The organism is Meiothermus luteus (genome assembly GCF_003574085.1).
Lineage (GTDB): Bacteria > Deinococcota > Deinococci > Deinococcales > Thermaceae > Meiothermus > Meiothermus luteus.
Genome location: NZ_QWKZ01000016.1, coordinates 1 through 16,611 on the forward strand (window position 1 = coordinate 1; position 16,611 = coordinate 16,611).

Sequence of the window (16,611 nt, forward strand, 5' to 3'; positions counted from 1 at the left end):
CAACCCCTTTGTGCCTTTGGTGGTTGAAACACCCACTTCTGCTCCACCGGCCCAGGCCACCCCAGGCACTGCAACCCCCGCGGCCTCCGCTCCACCGGCAACCGCTCAGCCCATTCCCACCCAGACCACCCGGGTACAGGTGCGCCAACCCGCTACCCCGCTGCCCAGCCCCAGCCTGCCCGGAACCCGGCCAACCACGCCCTCTTCCCCCGTGGCAGCCCAACCTCCCTCTGCAGCAACCCAGCCTCTGGGCCAAGCCCGGTTGGCCCAAGGCACCGCCCGCCCCAACTTGCCCGCCTCCATCGCCTTGAACACCGGCGCTTTGCCTATCCGGCTGGCCCCGCTGGAGCGTGAGCTCACCTCTGCCGCCAACCAAACCACGCAGGTTCCACCTGCCCTCGACCTGAACATCGGCAGCTCCAGTCCAAGCACGCTAGACTTCGCTCGAGCCGAGCTGGACCTTCGCACCGCACAGGCCCTAGAGCCCCGCACAGCCCCTGCGCGAGGCCCAGAGGCCCCGCGGGAAAGCCCCCTGGCCCGCTTCGTGCGGGAACAGAACCTCAGGCTCTCCGGGGTGGTGCTGGGCCCCACCAGCGTGGCCATCTTCCAAGGGAAGGATGGCTTCATCGTCCTACCCGTAGGCCGCACCCTCCCGGGCAGCGACGTGCTCCTAAAGAGTTTGAGCGCAAAGGAAGCCCTCCTGGTTCAAGGTTCGGAAAGCCTAACCCTCTCCATAGAGAAACCCTAGGCGGTGAATATGAAGCGTTTGTTCTCCCTTCTGGTGCTGTTGAGCCTGGCCCTGGCGCAGGGCACCCTACCCCGGGATGCCCGCTTTGACCAGCCCGTAAGCAACATCGGTGCCAACCTGCCGCTGGCCGCTCTGCTGGACGCCCTGGCCCGCAGCATCGGCCTCTCCCCCATCCTGCGCGATGTGCCCAACGTCACGGTCGCAGCCGACATTGACAACAAACCCTTCCGCCAGGTCTGGGACCTGCTCATCAACACCTATGGGGATGGGCGAATCACCTACGCCCTTTTAGAAAACAACGTCATCGTGGTTGGGCCCAGGGAGGTGGTGGAGCGAGCCAGAGGACCGGTGGCCCAGCCTACCCCTACGCCCAGCGAACCAACCGTGCGGGAATTCTACCAGGTGCGCTCAGGCGACCCGGCCGCCCTGGCCGCTTTTGTCCAGCAGGAAGTACCCGGGGTTACGGTGCGGGCTGTGCCCGGCCAGAATGTGCTCTCCATAAGCGGTCCGGCCCGGCTGGTGAACGAAGCGCTGAGCTTTCTTCAACGCATAGACGTGCCCCGAACCGCGGCCCCCACCACCCCAGTGGTGCAGAAGTCCTTCGCCCTATCCCACGCCCGCGCCACCGAGCTGGCCGAGGTGCTGAGCAAGGCCATCGCCGCCCAGTCGCAAGCCCAAACAACCCCTGGACAGGGCCAGGCTGCCCAGGCCCAGGCTGCACCCCAGGTTACGGTGGTGGCCGAACCGCGGACCAACACCCTCATCGTCACCGGCTCAGCCGAGCAAATTGCCCTAGCTGAGCGGCTCATCCCCAACCTTGACCGCCCGGTGCAGCAGGTCCAGCTCCAAATCCGGGTACAGGCTGTGCAAAGTGAGGTCATCCGCAACCTAGGCATCAAGTGGGAAACCGTCTCAGGCGGGAACCTGGTGGCCAGCTTCCTCTCCACCGGGCTAAACCTGATTTTTGACGTCACCCGTAGCCTAACCTCGCTCAACATCCGCGCGGTCCTGGACGCCCTAGAACAGCAAAACCTCTCCCGTCGGCTCAGCGACGCCAACGTGCTGGTGGAGGACAACTACGGGGCCGACACCACCGATCTGCGGGCCACCGGGGCCAAGGGCGCGGAGATCAAGGTGGGCGGGCGGCTTCTGATTCCCATCACCGTTGGCGACCAGATTAGCGTGCGGGAGTTTGACTATGGCCTGCTGGTACGGGTGCGGCCCCAGATTACCGCCGACGGGAACATCCTCCTCGAGGTCTTCACCCAAACCGGCGGCGACCCCGCGGCTGGCCCCTCGAACAGCATACGGATTCCTCAGCAGACCACCCTCTCCAAGCTGCGCATCCGCAACGGCCAGACCGTGGTGCTGGGAGGGCTGATCCAAAAGGTTACCGACACCTCCGACGTCAAGGTGCCCCTGCTGGGGGATATACCCCTGCTGGGAGAGCTCTTCAAACAGCGCACCTCGAGCGTAAAAGACGATGAACTCATCGTCATCATCACCGGGAACATCGTTCAAGACGCCTCCCGGTGAGGACGCCGCCGGGGGCACTTAGGTGGCCTGGCGCAGGTGCTCTAGCACCTCCCAGTCCCCGGGTTCAACCCCATACAAAAGGGCCAGGTAGTAGCTGGCCCAGGCTACCCGGTACCAGTAGCAGAGGGCCTTGGCCAGGGTGCCCTCAGCCTCTGGTTCGGGCAGCTCAACCAGGGTGTCCACCCGGCTTTCCAGTATCTCCTGGGCGTAGCGCTTTCGCTCGTCGTCGCCCAACAGGACCGCCACGATGGGGTCGCCCTGCTCGTGGCGAGCTTCCAGGGAGGTCACGAAAAACTCCAGGGCCGAAGGGGGTGGGGTGATGGACAGGCTCTTACCGATGCGGCCAAAGGTCTGCTGGAGGGCCTGGGCCAACCCTGGGTAGCGCTCTGGCACCACCCAAAGCGGGGTTCGCTCCAAGAGGGTGTAGGCCAGGAATTTGGCGGGGTTTTTTTCCAGCCCCACCTCGGGCCGCAAGCGCTCCCGCTCTAAGAGCAAGGCCCGGTCAATACGCTCGAGCTCGGCCTTATGCCCGGTGGCCAGAAGCAAAAAGCGCAGGTAGCGGTAGGTGGAAAGGGGGTGGGCCCGAATCTCCACCTCCGCGTTCTCGCGGAAGCCCAGCCGCACCACCTCGGCCCCACCCGCCGCGGCGTACAGCCCAGCCCCAGCCGCCCCACCCAGGTCGTAGCCACCCTCAAGGACGAACTGAGTGCCCCTGGTGGTGAACTCAGAGGCAAAGTCGCGTGCAAGCAGGGCAGCCCACCAACCCTCCCCGAAGCCCACCACTCCGTAGGGCGGAGCATAGCGCAGCACCGGCACCGGCCCGCTCCCCACCAGATCGCGTAGGTCAAAGGCCAGCCCCAAGCGGTCGGCCAGATAGGTTTCCTGAGCATCCAGGTCGCGCATTCCCCCCAGTTTACCCCTGGGGCTGCTCTAGGGTAGCCTAAACCCCGCATGTCGCCCTGGACCGTCCTCGCCGCCGCTATGACCGCTGGAACCGCCGTTTCCCTGATTGGCCAGGCCTACCCCACCCTGGCCCCCTACATCCGCGCCGACCTGGGGCTTTCCCTGACCGCGGTGGGTCTGCTCAACACCTTTATCTACATAGGGACCATGCTGGGCTCCCTCCCCTCGGGCTGGCTCACCGACAGGCTAGGCAGCCGGAAGGTGATGGTTGCCGGGGCCCTGATAGGGGCCGGGCTGGCCCTGGCCGTGGCCCTTTTCGTGAACTCGCAATGGGCGTTCGTCCCCTTCCTGTTCCTGGTGGGCCTGGTGGTAGCCTCCGCCACCCCCGCCGGGTCGCAAGCGGTGGCCCGCTCCTTTCCTCCTGAGCGGCGCGGACTAGTCATTGGGCTACGCCAGATGGCGGTCCCCTTGGGAGGAACCCTAGCCGCGGCTGTTCTACCGGTGGTGGCCCACCTCTCGAGCTGGCGCTGGGCCTCTGCCGTAGCAGCTTTTCTAGCGGTGCTGGCCGCTTGGGTTACGGCCCGGCTCTACCGAGAATCACCTCCCAGCCCGGCCCCTACCTCGGGGCCCCGCCCGCGGCTGTACCAGGTGCTGCAGGAGCGCAACATCCTGCTGGCCTCGGTGGCCGGCGTTACCCTTCCCACCGGGCAATTTGTGATGATCACCTACCTCATCCTTTTCCTGAAGGAGCGGCTGGGGGTACCCGAGCTCACCGGAGCGGCCCTGCTCACCGCGGCGCAGTTTGCTGGCGCCCTGAGCCGCGTCTTCTGGTCCTGGCTCTCCGATGCCCTAGGGGGAAGGCGCAAACCCCTGCTGGTGGCGATGGTGGCCATGGCCGGCCTCTGCGCCTTGGTGCTGGCCTGGCTTCCCCCAGGCACCCCCCTTTTCCTCAAAGCCTTGATAGTGGTGCTCTATGGGGCCACCGCCCTGGGGTGGCAGGGGCTGCACTTCTCCTTGCTGACCGAGCTTTCCCCCCCAGGGTGGGAGGGTCGGGTGGTGGGCTTCGCCCTAACCTTCACCTCCATCGGCATCGCCCTGGCCCCCCCGCTCTTCGGCCTGGTGGTGGACCTAAGCCAAAACTACGCCCTGGGCTGGCTGGCCCAGGCCGCGGTCTTCGGCCTGGGGGCCTGGCTGCTCTCCAACGTGGCCGAGAGCAAGGGGAGCAAAAGGGGCTAGCCCCCATTAGAATAGGCGCTTGGTGTGCAGGCCCAGCCTGCAGGAGAAGCCATGGCATCCTTAGGCGTCGGTATCGTCGGTCTACCCAACGTGGGCAAGTCCACCCTGTTCAACGCCATCACCAGGGCAGGAGCCCTGGCGGCCAACTATCCTTTTGCCACCATTGACAAAAACGTAGGGGTGGTGCCCCTCCCAGACGAGCGGCTCTCGGCCCTTCAAAAGGTCTTTACGAAGGGCGAACGGGTACCCCCGGCGGTGCCCACCCATGTGGAGTTCGTGGACATCGCCGGACTGGTCAAAGGGGCCCATAGGGGCGAAGGGCTCGGCAACCAGTTTCTGGCCCACATCCGCGAGGTGGCGGCCATCGCGCACGTGGTGCGCTGCTTTGAGGACCCCAACATAGTTCATGTGTCGGGCCGGGTGGACCCCCTGGACGACCTCCAGACCATCAACACCGAGCTGGCCTTGGCCGACCTGCAAACCCTGGAAAGGCGGCTGGACAAGCTGCGCAAGAGCGCCAAGGCCCACAAGGAGGACCAAGCCCTTCTGGCAGTGCTGGAACCCCTCCTGCCCCACCTCTCACAGGGCCACCCCATCCGCACCCACGCCAGCCTCGAGCCCGAGCTACTAGCCAAGGCAGCCCGCGAGATGGGGCTCCTCACCCACAAGCCCATCATCTACGTCTGCAACGTCGCCGAAGAGGACCTGCCGGACGGAACCCAAAACCCCCACGTGGCCCAGGTACGCGCAGCCGCAGCCCAGGAAGGCGCCGAGGTGGTGGTGGTCTCGGCCAAAATTGAGGCGGAGTTGGCCGAGCTTTCCGAGGCCGAGGCGCAGGAATACCTGGCCAGCCTGGGGCTGAAGGAGTCGGGGCTAAACCGCCTGGTGCGGGTCGCCTACCGCACCCTAGGGCTCATCACCTTCTTCACCGCCGGGGAGAAGGAGGTGCGGGCCTGGACGGTGTGCAAGGGCACCAAGGCCCCCCAGGCGGCTGGAGAAATCCACTCCGACCTCGAGCGCGGCTTCATCCGGGCAGAGGTGGTGGACTGGAGCCGGCTGGTGGAGGCGGGCGGCTGGGCCCAAGCCAAGGAGCGAGGCTGGGTGCGCACCGAGGGGAAAGACTACGAGGTGCAGGACGGGGACGTGATCCTGGTACTCTTCAACGTGTGAAGCCCAACTACCGGGCTTTTGGTCTCCCCCCAAGGCCCAGATGGCCCCTCGCTTCCTCGGAAAAGCCAGCCCAGTCCAAAAGGGCCTCCACCAAGGTCAGGTAGCCCTGGGTAGTGCAGAGCTTGCCCTGCCACAAGTAAGGGGAGGCAACAGGCTCCAGGGCCGCAGCCCGCAGCGCTGCGTGGGCCGCCGGGTGGGCGGCCGGGCGGCTCGAGAGGTAGCCCGCCTCGAGCCAGAACAAGGCCGCATTGGCCCCTCCCAAGGCTGCCCGCAAACCCTCCCACACCTCAGCCAGCCAGGCTTGGTGGGCCGCGTCGCGGCCCAGTTTGCGCATGTTGCCCCCCCCCGGAACCACCAGCACGTCTAGCTGGGGCCTGGCGGCAAAGGTGTAGCGCGGTGTCCAGACCGCCCCCGCGCTTCCTTCCAAAGATGTACGCCCCCGCGCCAGGGTAAACCGCTCCCAGCCCAAAAGCCGGCCCACCTCCAGCGCCAGGGCCGCCTCGGCCTCCAAAAAGCCCGGCGTGAGCAGAACCCCCATTCGCATACCCCTATGCTACAGCCCACCCGGGCGCCCTTATCCAGCCCAAAGAATCCCGCGCTAGACTAAAACGGAGCATGAAACCGAGACATCTCATCGTCTTTTTGGCCTGCCTAAGCCCCCTGGGACTAGCCCAGGTGGCCTCGGAAGCGGCCCGAATCTTAGACAAGATTAGGCTAGCACACGGCGGAGCCGCACTGGCCGCGCTCCGCACCTACCAGGAAACCGCCACCCTGACCACCTTCTCTGGGCCTGAGACCGAGCGCACCCTAACGGTGGTCTCCTACGTGGACTTCACCCAAAATCGCTTAAGGATAGAGTACAAGGATGGTTCCCAGCTCATCCAGGTCATCCAGGTTTCCCCCAGCGGGGGGGAGACCTGGAGCGCCTTGGGGGGGAAAAAACCCCTCGAGCCAGCCTTTGCCCAGGAGCTTCGCCAGGGGCTTTACCAGACCTGGTACGGCCTAAGGCTGGGGGGCAGCGGACGGGAGATGGCCCAAATCTTGGGCAAACGCACCTTTGGCGACGTTGACGGGTGGGCCGTTGCGGTACGCACCCAAAGCAGCCAAACCACCTACCTGGTGAACGCACAGAACCAGCTCATCGCCGAGCGCTACGAGAGCGCTCAAGGCCCCATAACGGTACTCTACGCCGACCTGCGCAGGGTGTCTGGGGTCCTCATTCCTTTCCGAGCCCGACTCTACACCAACGGCGTGCTGTTCGCCGAAGCCCGGGTGCAGCGAGCCCTGGTCAATCCTCCCTTGGACCCCGGAACCTTCCGGCTGCCCTAGCTTCGTGAGCCAAGCAACCCAAAAAAACTCCTCCTAGACCGAAAATAAGGCATGCTCAAACGGGGCTTTTGGGGGTTCGGCCTCCTGCTTTGGCTAGGCCTGGGCCTTGCTAGCCCGGCCCAGGACCTGTTTGATGAGGCCAACCGGTTGCTTCACACCTACTACGGGGGATTCGCCCAGCTCAGGGCCGAGGAGCTCAGGAGCAAGTACCAGCTCGAGCTGGACAAGGCCTGCGCCCAAGAAGTGGCCTGCCCAGCCCAGCGGGCCCACCCGGTGCTGCACGCCCTGGTCTCCGAGATAGGCGACCGGCATACCCGCTACTTCACCCCAGAGGAGTACGCTGAGATACAGCGGCGCCTCTCCGGCGGCAACAGCAGCCGCCCCCAGCTCGGCGTGCAGCTCCAGGTGGTTCCTGGGCTAGAAGGCCTTCTGGTGGTGGAGGTGCTGAGCGAAACCCCTGCCGAGGAGGCCGGGCTGCGCCGGGGCGACCGGATTTTGGCCATCAACGGCGTGCCTCTCCCCCTGGCCGAGGCAGAGCGGCTGGGCTTTCTGCGCGAGCGGGTGGGGGAAGCCCCCCTCACCCTCACCATCCAACGGGCCCAAGTGCGCCTACAGGTGGTGCTCTACCCCCGGATTATCCCCCTGCGCCAGCTCCCAAAGCTTAGCCTGCGGCCAGACGGGGTGGCGGTGCTGCGCATCCCCTCCTTCAGCGGCTACCAGCAGGTCGGACCCCGCATTCACACACTGGTCCAGCAGGCCCAGTTGGCCGGGGCCAGGGCCATGGTCGTTGACCTGCGCAACAACGGGGGGGGCCTCCTAAGCGAGTGTCTGGTGGGGGCCGGGGCCTTCGTGGGGGAAACCTACCGACGGCTGCAGGACAACCTGCGGGTCAGTGAGCAAGGCTACCAAGACGGCTACTACTACTATCGCGCTGGGGGCCGCGATCGGCCTCAGTACCAGGTAGCGGCGGCCCGCTGGAGCGGCCCGGTGGTGGTGCTGGTTAACGAGCGCACCGCCTCGTGCGCCGAGTACTTCACCCTCGACCTGCAAGAGAACGGCAGGGCCTTGGTGGTGGGTCAGCCCACCGCTGGAGTAGGCAACACCGCCACCATCTTCCTGCGCCTTTCCGACGGCTCTGGTCTGCAGATAACCACCGCCAAGGCCCAGCGCAAAGACGGTAGCTTCTACCCTGAGCGGGTCATTCCCGACCTCATCTTGGCCGAAGACTGGCAGGCCTTAGCGGAAGGACGGGACCTGCTCCTGGAGAAGGCTTTGGAGCTTCTGGGCGGCCTGCAGGAAGCCCCGGGCTATGGGCTAAAAGGGTAGTTCGGCCCGAACCAAAGTGCCCTGGCCTTGCACCGACTCAACGGAAAACCGGCCGCCGCGGGCTTCCACCCGCTCCCGCATCTGAGTCAGCCCAAAACCACCCATACCCTCCGGGGCACCGTCGGCCCGAAAGCCCCTGCCGTTGTCGCGGATTTCCAATACCCCACCCCGCTCCCCCAAAGGGGCCAGGCTGACCTGCACCAAACTGGGCCGCCCGTGCTTAGCCGCGTTGGCCAGCGCCTCCTGTAGAACCCTAAAGAGGACCAGCTCGGAAGCCTGAGAAAGCCCGATTCTCTCCGGCAAGGACAGGCGAAGCCTAAAACCCGCCTGCTCAGCGAATGCCTGTGCATAGCGCCGCACCGACTCCAAAAAACCATAGCGCTCGAGGTCAATCGGCCTCAAGGCGAAGATGCTGCGGCGCACCTCCCGAATCTGGGCCCGCAGGGTATCCTTGACCTGCTGTAGCTCCTCTATGGCCCGCTTTGGGTCGGTGGGCCATAGGCGCTCGACCAAATCCAGCTTCAAGGCCATAAAAGCTAGAGCCTGGGCTACTCCATCGTGGATTTCGCGGGCAATGCGGTTGCGCTCCTCGGTCAGGGCCAGCTCCTCAGCCCGCAGGTAGGCCTGGGCGTTGCGAACGGCAAGGGTAACCTGAGCGGCCAGGAAGCGTAGAAAAGGCAGCCGCTGGCGCAGGTTCTCGGCTTCTCCCCGCAACAGCAACAGCCCCACCACATCCTTCTCTCTAAGGGGGACAGCGAGCAGATCGTCCTCTACGAACACCGGGGCCTCGAGGGCCTCCTTCCAAAGGCCCTGGGGCGGAAAGGCCCGGAGGGGCAGCTCGAGGTGGCGCATTACCTGAGGCTGAAGGAAGTTTTCCTCATCCAAAAGCAAAACGCCCCCACCGCTGGCCTTGGCCCACTCTAGGATGCGGTCCAAAAGCCTTTCCAGAAGCCTTTCCAGGTTGGCCTCGGCGCGCAGGGCCTGGTCCACCTCATAAAGGGTCAGCAGGTCGCGGCTACGCGAGCGTACCGCCTCCAGCGCTCCGGCCACCTCGGCCGCCAACACTTCCAAGAAGCTCTGCTCGTCTTTGGAAAGGGGAGATTCCACGGCCACCTCGAGCCTCCCCTCCAGCCCCGGCAGGGCCACCTCGTACACCCTCCCCGGGGTGAACCCCGCCGAGGCAGCCCGCACCCCCTCCAGCGTAAGCGCCGCCTCCCGGCGCAGGGCTTGGGCCACCTCCTGCACCACCGCGGCCAGGGCCTGCTCCAGGTTGTCCGCCACCGAGGCCCGCCTCAGGATGTTGCCCACCGCCATAAGCCGGCGGTTAGCCTCCTCCAAAGCCCGCTGTACCTCCTCCCGCTCCTGCACCTGTTGGGCAATCCACTCCAGGGTCATCCAGGTCACCAAAGGCCCCACCAACCCGTAGAAACCCAGGCGCAGCCAGAAGGCCACCGGAAGCCCCTCGTAGGGCTGCAGGGAGACCTCGAACAGCACGACCACCAAAACGATGGCGACGGGCAAGAAGAGCCTATAGAGCCGAATGAGCCGGTACAGGCTGGGCACGGCCTCCATGGCTCGAGCTTACTTCAGGGCTCGAGGTCGGACTTGCGCGGAGCGTGGGCGGCGTACCAACGGCTTTGGTGCAAGAAGCCCCGCAGAAACTGCACCTCTCCTGGGGTCAGGGCGGCTTTGTGCAGCAGACGGCGGAAGCGGCGCATGGTGTAGGGAAGCCGCCTTTCGTCGGTAAAACCAATGCGCAACACGTACTCCTGAAGGTCGGCGAAAAGGCGCTCCAAGGCCTCTCGCTCGGCTAGCGGGGCCACCTCGGGCTCAGGAGGACGCTGGGCCACCCCAAAAATTTCGTAACAGAGGATCAGCACCGCCTGGGCTAAGTTCAGGCTGGGCTGCTTGGGCGCGGTGGGGATGCGCACAATGATTTGGGAGAGGTCTATTTCCTCCTTGGTTAGACCAAAGGTCTCTCGGCCAAAAACCAGCGCCACCCGCCCTTGCGGGGCCACCCGGGCCACCTCCTCCGCCATGGCCCGTGGCCCCAGCAGCGGGCCGGTGTAAATCTCCCTCTCCCGCACCGTGGTGCCCACCACCAGCCGGGCCGGGGCCACCGCCTCCGGGAGGGTCTCCACTATCTCGAGGTGGTCCAAAATCTCGCCCGCCCGCACCGCCAAGCGGTAGGCCATGGAGCGCTCAGGACCCAGGGCCAGGTCCTCGCGCACCCTGGGTTCCGGGGCCACCAGCCACAGGTCCGAGAAGCCAAAGTTCTGCATAGCCCGCGCAGTAGCCCCCACGTTCATGGGTTCCTGGCTGCCCACCAGCACCACGCGGACGTTCGTCAGCCAGTCCATCGGCTCTAGCCTAATGGTTGCTTCCAGATGCGTCGAGCCGTTTCCCGGCCAAAAGGAACCCATAAGCGGCCCCAAAAAAACACCGCGGGGTTGTATTGACAAAAAAATCGGCCCGGGCTAGCTTCAAAGCACAGCAGGAGGCTACATGACCCCCGCTTTACGTGAACTCGAGGCCCTCTTCCCCCGGGGCCTGCTGCGCCAGCCAGGTGAGCTCGTCGCGTACGAGTCCGACGCCCTCACCGCCTTCCGAGCCCGTCCGCTGGCAGTGGTCTTGCCCGAAAGCCACGAAGAGGTGGCGGCGGCAGTGCGTTGGTGCCAAAAGCACCGGATACCCTACGTGGCCCGGGGCTCTGGCACCAGCCTATCTGGAGGTTCGTTGCCGGTTGAGGGGGGGCTGGTCATCGGCCTCAACCGGATGAACAAGCTCCTGCGGCTTGACCCCAAAGAGCGCATTGCGGTGGTGCAGCCGGGTTTCATCAACCTGCAGGTCTCCCTGGCCGCGGCCCCCTACAGCCTGTACTATGCCCCCGACCCCTCTTCCCAGCCGGTTTCCACCATCGGGGGAAACCTGGCCTTCAACTCCGGTGGGGCCCACTGCCTCAAGTACGGAATGACCTCCAACCACGTTCTGGGGGCCAGGGTGGTGCTTCCGGACGGCGAAACGGCCTTGCTGGGCAGCGAAAGCCTAGAGGGGATAGGGCCGGACTGGTTGGGGCTTTTCGTGGGCAGTGAGGGGCTTTTAGGCATCGCCACCGAGGTGACCCTGCGTCTTCTGCCCAGGCCAGAGGCCTACCACACCGTGCTGGCCGCCTACGACACCTTGGAAAAAGCCGGGGAAGCGGTGGCGGCGGTGGTGGCCTCGGGGCTTCTTCCCGGGGCTATGGAAATCATGGACTCCTTGGCCATCGAAGCCGCCGAAGCAGCGGTGGGGGCCGGGTACCCTCGGGAAGCCCGGGCGCTTTTGATTGTGGAGCTGGAGGGCGAAACCCCGCAGGTTGAGGCCGAGGCCCGCCACCTAGAGCGGGTAATTCGGGACTCGGGGGCCTACGAGGTGCGGGTAGCCCAAAGCGAGGCCGAGCGGATGAAAATCTGGAAGGGTCGCAAGGCGGCCTTCTCAGCGGTGGGGCGGCTCTCACCCGACTACATCGTGCAGGACGGGGTGGTGCCGCGCTCCAAGCTGGGTCAGGCCTTGGCCGAGATTGAGAGGCTTTCCGAGCGCTACGGCCTGCGGGTAGCCAATGTCTTTCATGCCGGCGACGGGAACCTGCACCCCCTCATCCTCTACAACGGCCGGGTGGCGGGGGAGCTCGAGCGGGCCGAAGAGCTGGCCGGGGAAATCCTCAAACTCTGCGTGGCCCTGGGCGGTTCCATTACCGGCGAGCACGGCGTGGGTATGGAGAAACGGGCCTACATGCCCGTGATGTTCACCCCGGCCGACCTGGAAGCCATGCGGCGCATCCGCCGGGCCATAGACCCCCTGGAGCTGGCCAATCGGGGCAAGATGTTTCCGGGAAGCGAAGCCAAACCCCTTTCGCACGGTCCGCACCCTCTAGAGAAAGCCGGGGTGATCGCACGTGAGTAGCCTACGGCCTACCCATCCAAAGGAGGTACAGGAGGCGGTACGAAGCCACCCCCGGCTCCTGCCGCGGGGCGGGGGCAGCAAACCCGCCCTGTCCACCCCTAGGGAACGGCAGGTCGCCCTCGAGCTGATCGGCCTCTCGGGGGTGCTCGAGTACAACCCGGGGGAGTACGTAGTGGTGGCTCGAGCCGGCACCCCCCTGTCCGAGCTAGAGGCGCTGCTCAAGGCCCACGGGCAGTACCTCCCCTTCGATCCCCCTTTCGCAAGGCAGGGAGCCACCCTGGGGGGCACCGTGGCGGCCGGCCTCTCGGGCCCCATGCGCAACCGCTACGGCGGGGTGCGGGACTTCATCCTGGGGGTTGAGTTTGTGGACGGCCTGGGCAACCTTGTGCGGGGAGGCGGCAAGGTGGTGAAGAACGCCGCCGGCTTCGACCTTCCCAAACTGATGGTGGGCAGCCTGGGAAGGCTTGGCGTCCTCACCGAGCTGGCCTTCAAGGTCTTCCCCTACCCAAAGGCCACCGCCACCCTCGAGGTGGCGTTTCCCAACCTGGGTGAAGCTTTAGAGGCCCTCTACCGCCTGGCGGCCTCACCTATTGAACTCTACGCCCTGGACCTGGTCCCCCCAAGCCGCCTGGTCCTGCGCCTAGGGGGCCTTCCCGAGGCCCTGTCGCCCCGGCTGGAACGCCTGGAGAGGTTCTTGAACCAGCAGGGGGAAAGGCTTCAGGGGGAGGCCGAGGAGGCCTACTGGGAAGGGGTGAACGACCTGGGCCGGCTCGGCGAGGGTTACCTGGTCAAAGTGGCCCTCACCCCCCGGCGCATCCCCACCTTGGAGGCAAGGCTAGGAGCAGCACCCCGGCGCTACATGAGCGCGGGCCACCTGCTCTACCTGGCCTGGAATGAGCCTCTAGAAGCCTTGGACGAGGCCCTGCGGGCCGAGGGCCTGCCTGGACTCGTTCTAAGAGGGGTTGTAGCCAACCCTAGGATTGGCCTAAACTTGGAGGGGCCTTTCGGCCTGAAGGTGACCGCCGCCCTTGACCCCCAGGGGCGCTTTGAGCGTTATGCAGCACCGAATTGACCCGGAAAAAATAGGCCCCCAGGGCGAGGTTATGGCGCACGCCATTGAGGCCTGCGTGCACTGCGGCTTCTGCTTGCCGGCCTGCCCCACCTACCAGGTGCTAGGGGAAGAGATGGACTCCCCCCGGGGCCGCATCTTCCTGATGAAGGAGGTGCTGGAGGGGAACCTGAGCCTGGAAGAGGCCCAACCCTACATTGACAAGTGCTTGGGCTGTTTGGGCTGCGTAACCGCCTGCCCCAGCGGGGTGCCCTACGGCGAGCTCATCACCAGCTTCCGGGCCTATAGCGAACCCAAGCGCTGGCGTTCCCCGTTCCAAAAGGTTTTCCGGCTGGGGCTACAAGAAACCCTTCCCTATCCGGCCCGCTTTCGCGCCGCGGCCGTCTTAGGCCGGTTGGCCAGACCCCTCAAGCCCTTGCTGCCCCCCGCGTTGCGGGCCCCCCTCGAGCTTCTACCCGAAGCCCTTCCCCCCACCAAACCCCTACCAGCGCTGACGCCTGCGGAAGGCCCGCGCCGGTCGCGGGTGGCTCTTCTGGCCGGCTGCGCCCAGCAGGTCCTGCAACCAGGGTTCAACTGGGCCACGCTGCGGGTGCTGGCCCGCAACGGGGTAGAGGTGGTGGTCCCCCAAAACCAGGTGTGCTGCGGGGCCCTGGCCCTCCACACCGGCGAGCGGGCCCGGGCTTTACACCTGGCCCGGAAAAACCTGGAGGCCTTCGCGGGTGATTACGACACGATCCTCACCAACGCCGCGGGGTGTGGATCAGGGCTCAAGGAATACCCCCTCCTCTTCCGAGGGGAGCCCGAACAGGACCAGGCCCAGCGTCTGGCCGAGAAGGTCAAGGACATCTCGGTCTTTCTGGTGGAGCTGGGCCTAAAGGAGGTTCCCCCGCTGCCCCACCCCCTGAGGGTGGCCTACCACGACGCCTGCCACCTGGCCCATGCCCAGGGGGTGCGAAACGAGCCCCGCCAGCTCCTGCGGAGCATTCCGGGGGTGGAGCTGGTGGAGATTCCTGAAGGGGAGCTTTGCTGCGGCTCGGCGGGCACATACAACCTCGAGCAGCCCCACATCGCCGCCGCTTTAGGGGAACGCAAGGCCCGCAACATTCTGGCTACCGGGGCCCAAGCCGTGGTGACCGGGAACATCGGCTGTTTTGCCCAGATTGAGGCCCACCTAAAAAAGCTAGGCCGACCCATACCGGTACTCCACACCATAGAGCTTCTAGATAGGGCCTATACCGGACAGGCCCCGGTGCCCGCCGCTCCGGCGGACCCGTAGAATACCCCTCGTGCGCGAACAGCTCATCGCCAGCCTTCACCGGGCCCTGGACGCCACCCACCCGACCCGCCTTACCGCGAGGCATCTTCCCGAGCAACCCCCAAGCTTCATCGTCTCGGTAGGGAAGGCCGCCTTGACCATGCTGGAGGCCGCCTTAGAGCGGTTCCCCCACACCCCTTACATCGCCGTCCCCAAGGCCGAGGGCAGGCCCAAGGGGGCCCACCCCGGCGGGGTGGTGCTTCCCGCCGGCCACCCGGTTCCCGACGGACGGAGCCTGGAGGCCGCCCAAAGGGTCTTGGAGGCGGTGGGGCGGCTTGGGCCAGAGGAGCTCCTTCTGGTGCTGGTCTCCGGGGGTGGGAGTGCCCTGCTATGCGCCCCCTGGGGCGTAGACCTGGCCACCAAGCAGGCCCTCACCCAGGCCCTTCTGCGCTGTGGAGCCGACATACAGGAAATCAACGCGGTGCGCAAGCACCTCTCGAGGATCAAGGGCGGCCGGCTGGCTGCGGCCACCCAGGCCCGCGTGCTGGCCCTTTACCTCTCGGACGTGCCCGGCGACGACCTCTCCACCATAGCCTCAGGGCCTACCGTACCGGATCGGAGCACCTTTGCCGAGGCCCTGGCCGTGCTGGACAGGTATGGGCTGGAGTTTCCCCAGGTGCGGGCCCACCTGAGGCGAGGGCTGGCCGGCGAGATACCCGAGTCCCCCAAGCCGGGTGACCCCCTTTTCCAGCGGGTGGAGAACCGCTTGGTTGGGGGGAACATGGCCCTACTGGAAGCCGCCCGCACCTACTGGCAGGGCCTAGGCTTGCCCGCGGTTATCCTTTCCGACCGCTTCCAAGGCGAGGCCCAGGCCCTAGCCCGCTTCCACGCCGCCTTGGTGGAGAGCATCCGGGCTCACCATCAGCCCTTCGCCCCTCCGGTGGTGCTCCTCTCCGGTGGAGAGGCCAGCGTAAGGGTGCGGGGCGCGGGCCGCGGAGGGCGCAACCAGGAGTTCTTGGGCTGGCTGGGCTACTACCTGGGCGAAAGGGGAGTGTGGGCCCTGGCGGCTGACTCAGACGGCATAGACGGCAACACCGAGGTCGCCGGCGCCCTTCTAGCCCCCGACACCTGGGCGCGATCCCAGCGCCTCGGCCTGGACCTCAAGGCCCACCTCGAGCAGAACGACACCCACGCCTTCTTCAGGGCCCTAGGGGACCTCCTGATAACCGGGGAGACCCAAAGCAACCTCAACGACTTCCGGGCCCTGGTGGTGGGGCAAGGGCTTGACATTTTTTAGCCTTACCTAAAAAATGGGTGGTGTTAGGTTTTGCTTACCCAAAAAGGAGGCCTATGCCCGACCCCAACCCCACCGCCCCCCCCTCTCCGAGGCGCAAGAGGACTACCTCAAGCAGGTCCTGCTGCTGGGCGGCAGCCGGGTGGGCACCTACCGCCTCGAGGACACCCAACCGGTCTCCACGCAGGCCCTGGCTCAAAAAATGCAGGTCAAACCGGCCTCGGTAACCGGGATGCTCAAAAAGCTCTCGGAAATGGGGCTGGTGGCGTACGAGGCCTACCGCGGGGTACGGCTCACCGAGGCCGGCTACCGGGTGGCCCTGGAGGTTCTCCGGCACCATCGGCTTCTGGAAACCTACCTGCACCAAGCCTTGGGTTACGGCTGGGAGGAGGTGCACGCCGAGGCGGAACGGCTCGAGCACCACATCTCCGAGGCCCTCGAGGCCCGCATCGCCGAGTGGCTCGGCCATCCCTCCTACGACCCCCACGGCGACGCCATCCCCAGCGCCGACCTCGAGCTGCCCGAGGCCCTGCCCAGCCAAAGGCTGAGCGCCCTAGCCCACGGTAGCCGGGGCATCGTGGCGCGGGTGGCCACCCAGGACCAGGACGCCCTCAACCTCTTCGCCCACCTGGGCCTCCGCCCCGGCGCGGAGGTTGAGCTTCTGGAGCACAGCCGGGAGGGCAGCCGGGTGCGGGTGGGCAAGGAGCGGTACCTTCTCCCCCAAAGCCTGGCCCAGGCGCTTTGGGTCTACCTCGAGGTGAAGCGCCATGCCTAGAGGCTTTTTCCCAGGTTTTCTAAGACCA

At 66.0% G+C, this 16,611-nt stretch carries 15 protein-coding genes; 11 read left to right on the forward strand and 4 right to left on the reverse strand.

The window, feature by feature from the left end; genetic code table 11:
• Window positions 1-748 (forward strand): hypothetical protein (locus tag Mlute_RS03735; protein ID WP_119359412.1); only part of this gene is annotated, 748 nt, incomplete at its 5' end.
• A 9-nt stretch (window positions 749-757) separates the two neighbouring features.
• On the forward strand, window positions 758-2,284 hold the full coding sequence (locus Mlute_RS03740) for a secretin N-terminal domain-containing protein (RefSeq protein ID WP_119359413.1): 1,527 nt from the start codon (window positions 758-760) through the stop codon (window positions 2,282-2,284).
• 18 nt (window positions 2,285-2,302) lie between these two features.
• Here Mlute_RS03740 and Mlute_RS03745 read toward each other — a convergent pair whose 3' ends face one another.
• Window positions 2,303-3,187 carry an SIS domain-containing protein gene (locus Mlute_RS03745; RefSeq protein WP_119359414.1) on the reverse strand — a complete coding sequence of 295 codons (885 nt, stop codon included), beginning with the start codon at window positions 3,185-3,187 and terminating at the stop codon, window positions 2,303-2,305.
• Window positions 3,188-3,235: 48 nt separating this feature from the next.
• Between Mlute_RS03745 and Mlute_RS03750 the strand changes: the two genes are divergently transcribed.
• Window positions 3,236-4,423, forward strand: a complete 1,188-nt coding sequence (locus Mlute_RS03750; RefSeq protein WP_119359415.1) for an MFS transporter — start codon at window positions 3,236-3,238, stop codon at window positions 4,421-4,423.
• 51 nt (window positions 4,424-4,474) lie between these two features.
• A complete protein-coding gene (gene ychF, locus Mlute_RS03755) occupies window positions 4,475-5,593 on the forward strand; it encodes a redox-regulated ATPase YchF (RefSeq protein ID WP_119359446.1) in 1,119 nt (372 codons plus the stop codon).
• Window positions 5,594-5,600: 7 nt separating this feature from the next.
• Here the strand turns inward: ychF and Mlute_RS03760 are convergent, their stop codons facing one another.
• Window positions 5,601-6,137: a DJ-1/PfpI family protein gene (locus Mlute_RS03760; protein WP_119359416.1), complete on the reverse strand. Its 537-nt coding sequence runs from the start codon at window positions 6,135-6,137 to the stop codon at window positions 5,601-5,603.
• Window positions 6,138-6,208: 71 nt separating this feature from the next.
• Between Mlute_RS03760 and Mlute_RS03765 the strand changes: the two genes are divergently transcribed.
• Together Mlute_RS03765 and Mlute_RS03770 are read left to right on the forward strand one after the other, a co-directional pair.
• On the forward strand, window positions 6,209-6,922 hold the full coding sequence (locus tag Mlute_RS03765) for a hypothetical protein (RefSeq protein WP_119359417.1): 714 nt from the start codon (window positions 6,209-6,211) through the stop codon (window positions 6,920-6,922).
• A gap of 51 nt (window positions 6,923-6,973) precedes the next feature.
• Window positions 6,974-8,248, forward strand: a complete 1,275-nt coding sequence (locus tag Mlute_RS03770) for a S41 family peptidase (protein ID WP_119359418.1) — start codon at window positions 6,974-6,976, stop codon at window positions 8,246-8,248.
• Here the strand turns inward: Mlute_RS03770 and Mlute_RS03775 are convergent.
• Window positions 8,237-9,820: a sensor histidine kinase gene (locus tag Mlute_RS03775; RefSeq protein ID WP_119359419.1), complete on the reverse strand. Its 1,584-nt coding sequence runs from the start codon at window positions 9,818-9,820 to the stop codon at window positions 8,237-8,239. The genes Mlute_RS03770 and Mlute_RS03775 overlap by 12 nt on opposite strands.
• 14 nt (window positions 9,821-9,834) lie before the next feature.
• Window positions 9,835-10,608 (reverse strand): RNA methyltransferase, encoded by a 774-nt coding sequence (locus Mlute_RS03780; protein ID WP_119359420.1) that lies wholly within the window; start codon window positions 10,606-10,608, stop codon window positions 9,835-9,837.
• A 145-nt stretch (window positions 10,609-10,753) separates the two neighbouring features.
• On the opposite strand from Mlute_RS03780, the gene Mlute_RS03785 reads away from it, so the two are divergent.
• Genes Mlute_RS03785 through mntR form a run of 5 tightly spaced genes read left to right on the forward strand, consistent with a single transcriptional unit; the run spans window position 10,754 to window position 16,583 of the window.
• Complete coding sequence (locus Mlute_RS03785; RefSeq protein WP_119359421.1) at window positions 10,754-12,190, forward strand: FAD-linked oxidase C-terminal domain-containing protein; 1,437 nt, start codon at window positions 10,754-10,756, stop codon at window positions 12,188-12,190.
• On the forward strand, window positions 12,183-13,262 hold the full coding sequence (locus tag Mlute_RS03790) for an FAD-binding protein (protein ID WP_119359422.1): 1,080 nt from the start codon (window positions 12,183-12,185) through the stop codon (window positions 13,260-13,262). Before Mlute_RS03785 ends, Mlute_RS03790 begins: the two co-directional genes overlap by 8 nt.
• A complete protein-coding gene (gene glcF, locus Mlute_RS03795; RefSeq protein WP_119359423.1) occupies window positions 13,246-14,535 on the forward strand; it encodes a glycolate oxidase subunit GlcF in 1,290 nt (429 codons plus the stop codon). The genes Mlute_RS03790 and glcF overlap by 17 nt, the downstream gene beginning before the upstream one ends.
• Window positions 14,536-14,545: 10 nt before the next feature.
• Window positions 14,546-15,811 (forward strand): glycerate kinase type-2 family protein, encoded by a 1,266-nt coding sequence (locus tag Mlute_RS03800; protein ID WP_119359424.1) that lies wholly within the window; start codon window positions 14,546-14,548, stop codon window positions 15,809-15,811.
• Window positions 15,812-15,824: 13 nt separating this feature from the next.
• On the forward strand, window positions 15,825-16,583 hold the full coding sequence (mntR, locus tag Mlute_RS03805) for a manganese-dependent transcriptional regulator MntR (protein ID WP_119359425.1): 759 nt from the start codon (window positions 15,825-15,827) through the stop codon (window positions 16,581-16,583).
• Window positions 16,584-16,611: the final 28 nt, after the last annotated feature.

Excerpts from the sequence above, each read along its gene's own strand:
- Mlute_RS03740 (WP_119359413.1), top strand. The coding sequence starts at position 758 with ATGAAGCGTTTGTTCTCCCTTCTGGTGCTGTTGAGCCTGGCCCTGGCG.
- Mlute_RS03785 (WP_119359421.1), top strand. The coding sequence starts at position 10,754 with ATGACCCCCGCTTTACGTGAACTCGAGGCCCTCTTCCCCCGGGGCCTG.
- Mlute_RS03745 (WP_119359414.1), bottom strand. The coding sequence starts at position 3,187 with ATGCGCGACCTGGATGCTCAGGAAACCTATCTGGCCGACCGCTTGGGG.
- Mlute_RS03775 (WP_119359419.1), bottom strand. The coding sequence starts at position 9,820 with ATGGAGGCCGTGCCCAGCCTGTACCGGCTCATTCGGCTCTATAGGCTC.
- Mlute_RS03750 (WP_119359415.1), top strand. The coding sequence starts at position 3,236 with ATGTCGCCCTGGACCGTCCTCGCCGCCGCTATGACCGCTGGAACCGCC.
- mntR (WP_119359425.1), top strand. The coding sequence starts at position 15,825 with ATGGGTGGTGTTAGGTTTTGCTTACCCAAAAAGGAGGCCTATGCCCGA.
- glcF (WP_119359423.1), top strand. The coding sequence starts at position 13,246 with ATGCAGCACCGAATTGACCCGGAAAAAATAGGCCCCCAGGGCGAGGTT.
- Mlute_RS03765 (WP_119359417.1), top strand. The coding sequence starts at position 6,209 with ATGAAACCGAGACATCTCATCGTCTTTTTGGCCTGCCTAAGCCCCCTG.
- Mlute_RS03760 (WP_119359416.1), bottom strand. The coding sequence starts at position 6,137 with ATGCGAATGGGGGTTCTGCTCACGCCGGGCTTTTTGGAGGCCGAGGCG.
- Mlute_RS03770 (WP_119359418.1), top strand. The coding sequence starts at position 6,974 with ATGCTCAAACGGGGCTTTTGGGGGTTCGGCCTCCTGCTTTGGCTAGGC.
- ychF (WP_119359446.1), top strand. The coding sequence starts at position 4,475 with ATGGCATCCTTAGGCGTCGGTATCGTCGGTCTACCCAACGTGGGCAAG.
- Mlute_RS03780 (WP_119359420.1), bottom strand. The coding sequence starts at position 10,608 with ATGGACTGGCTGACGAACGTCCGCGTGGTGCTGGTGGGCAGCCAGGAA.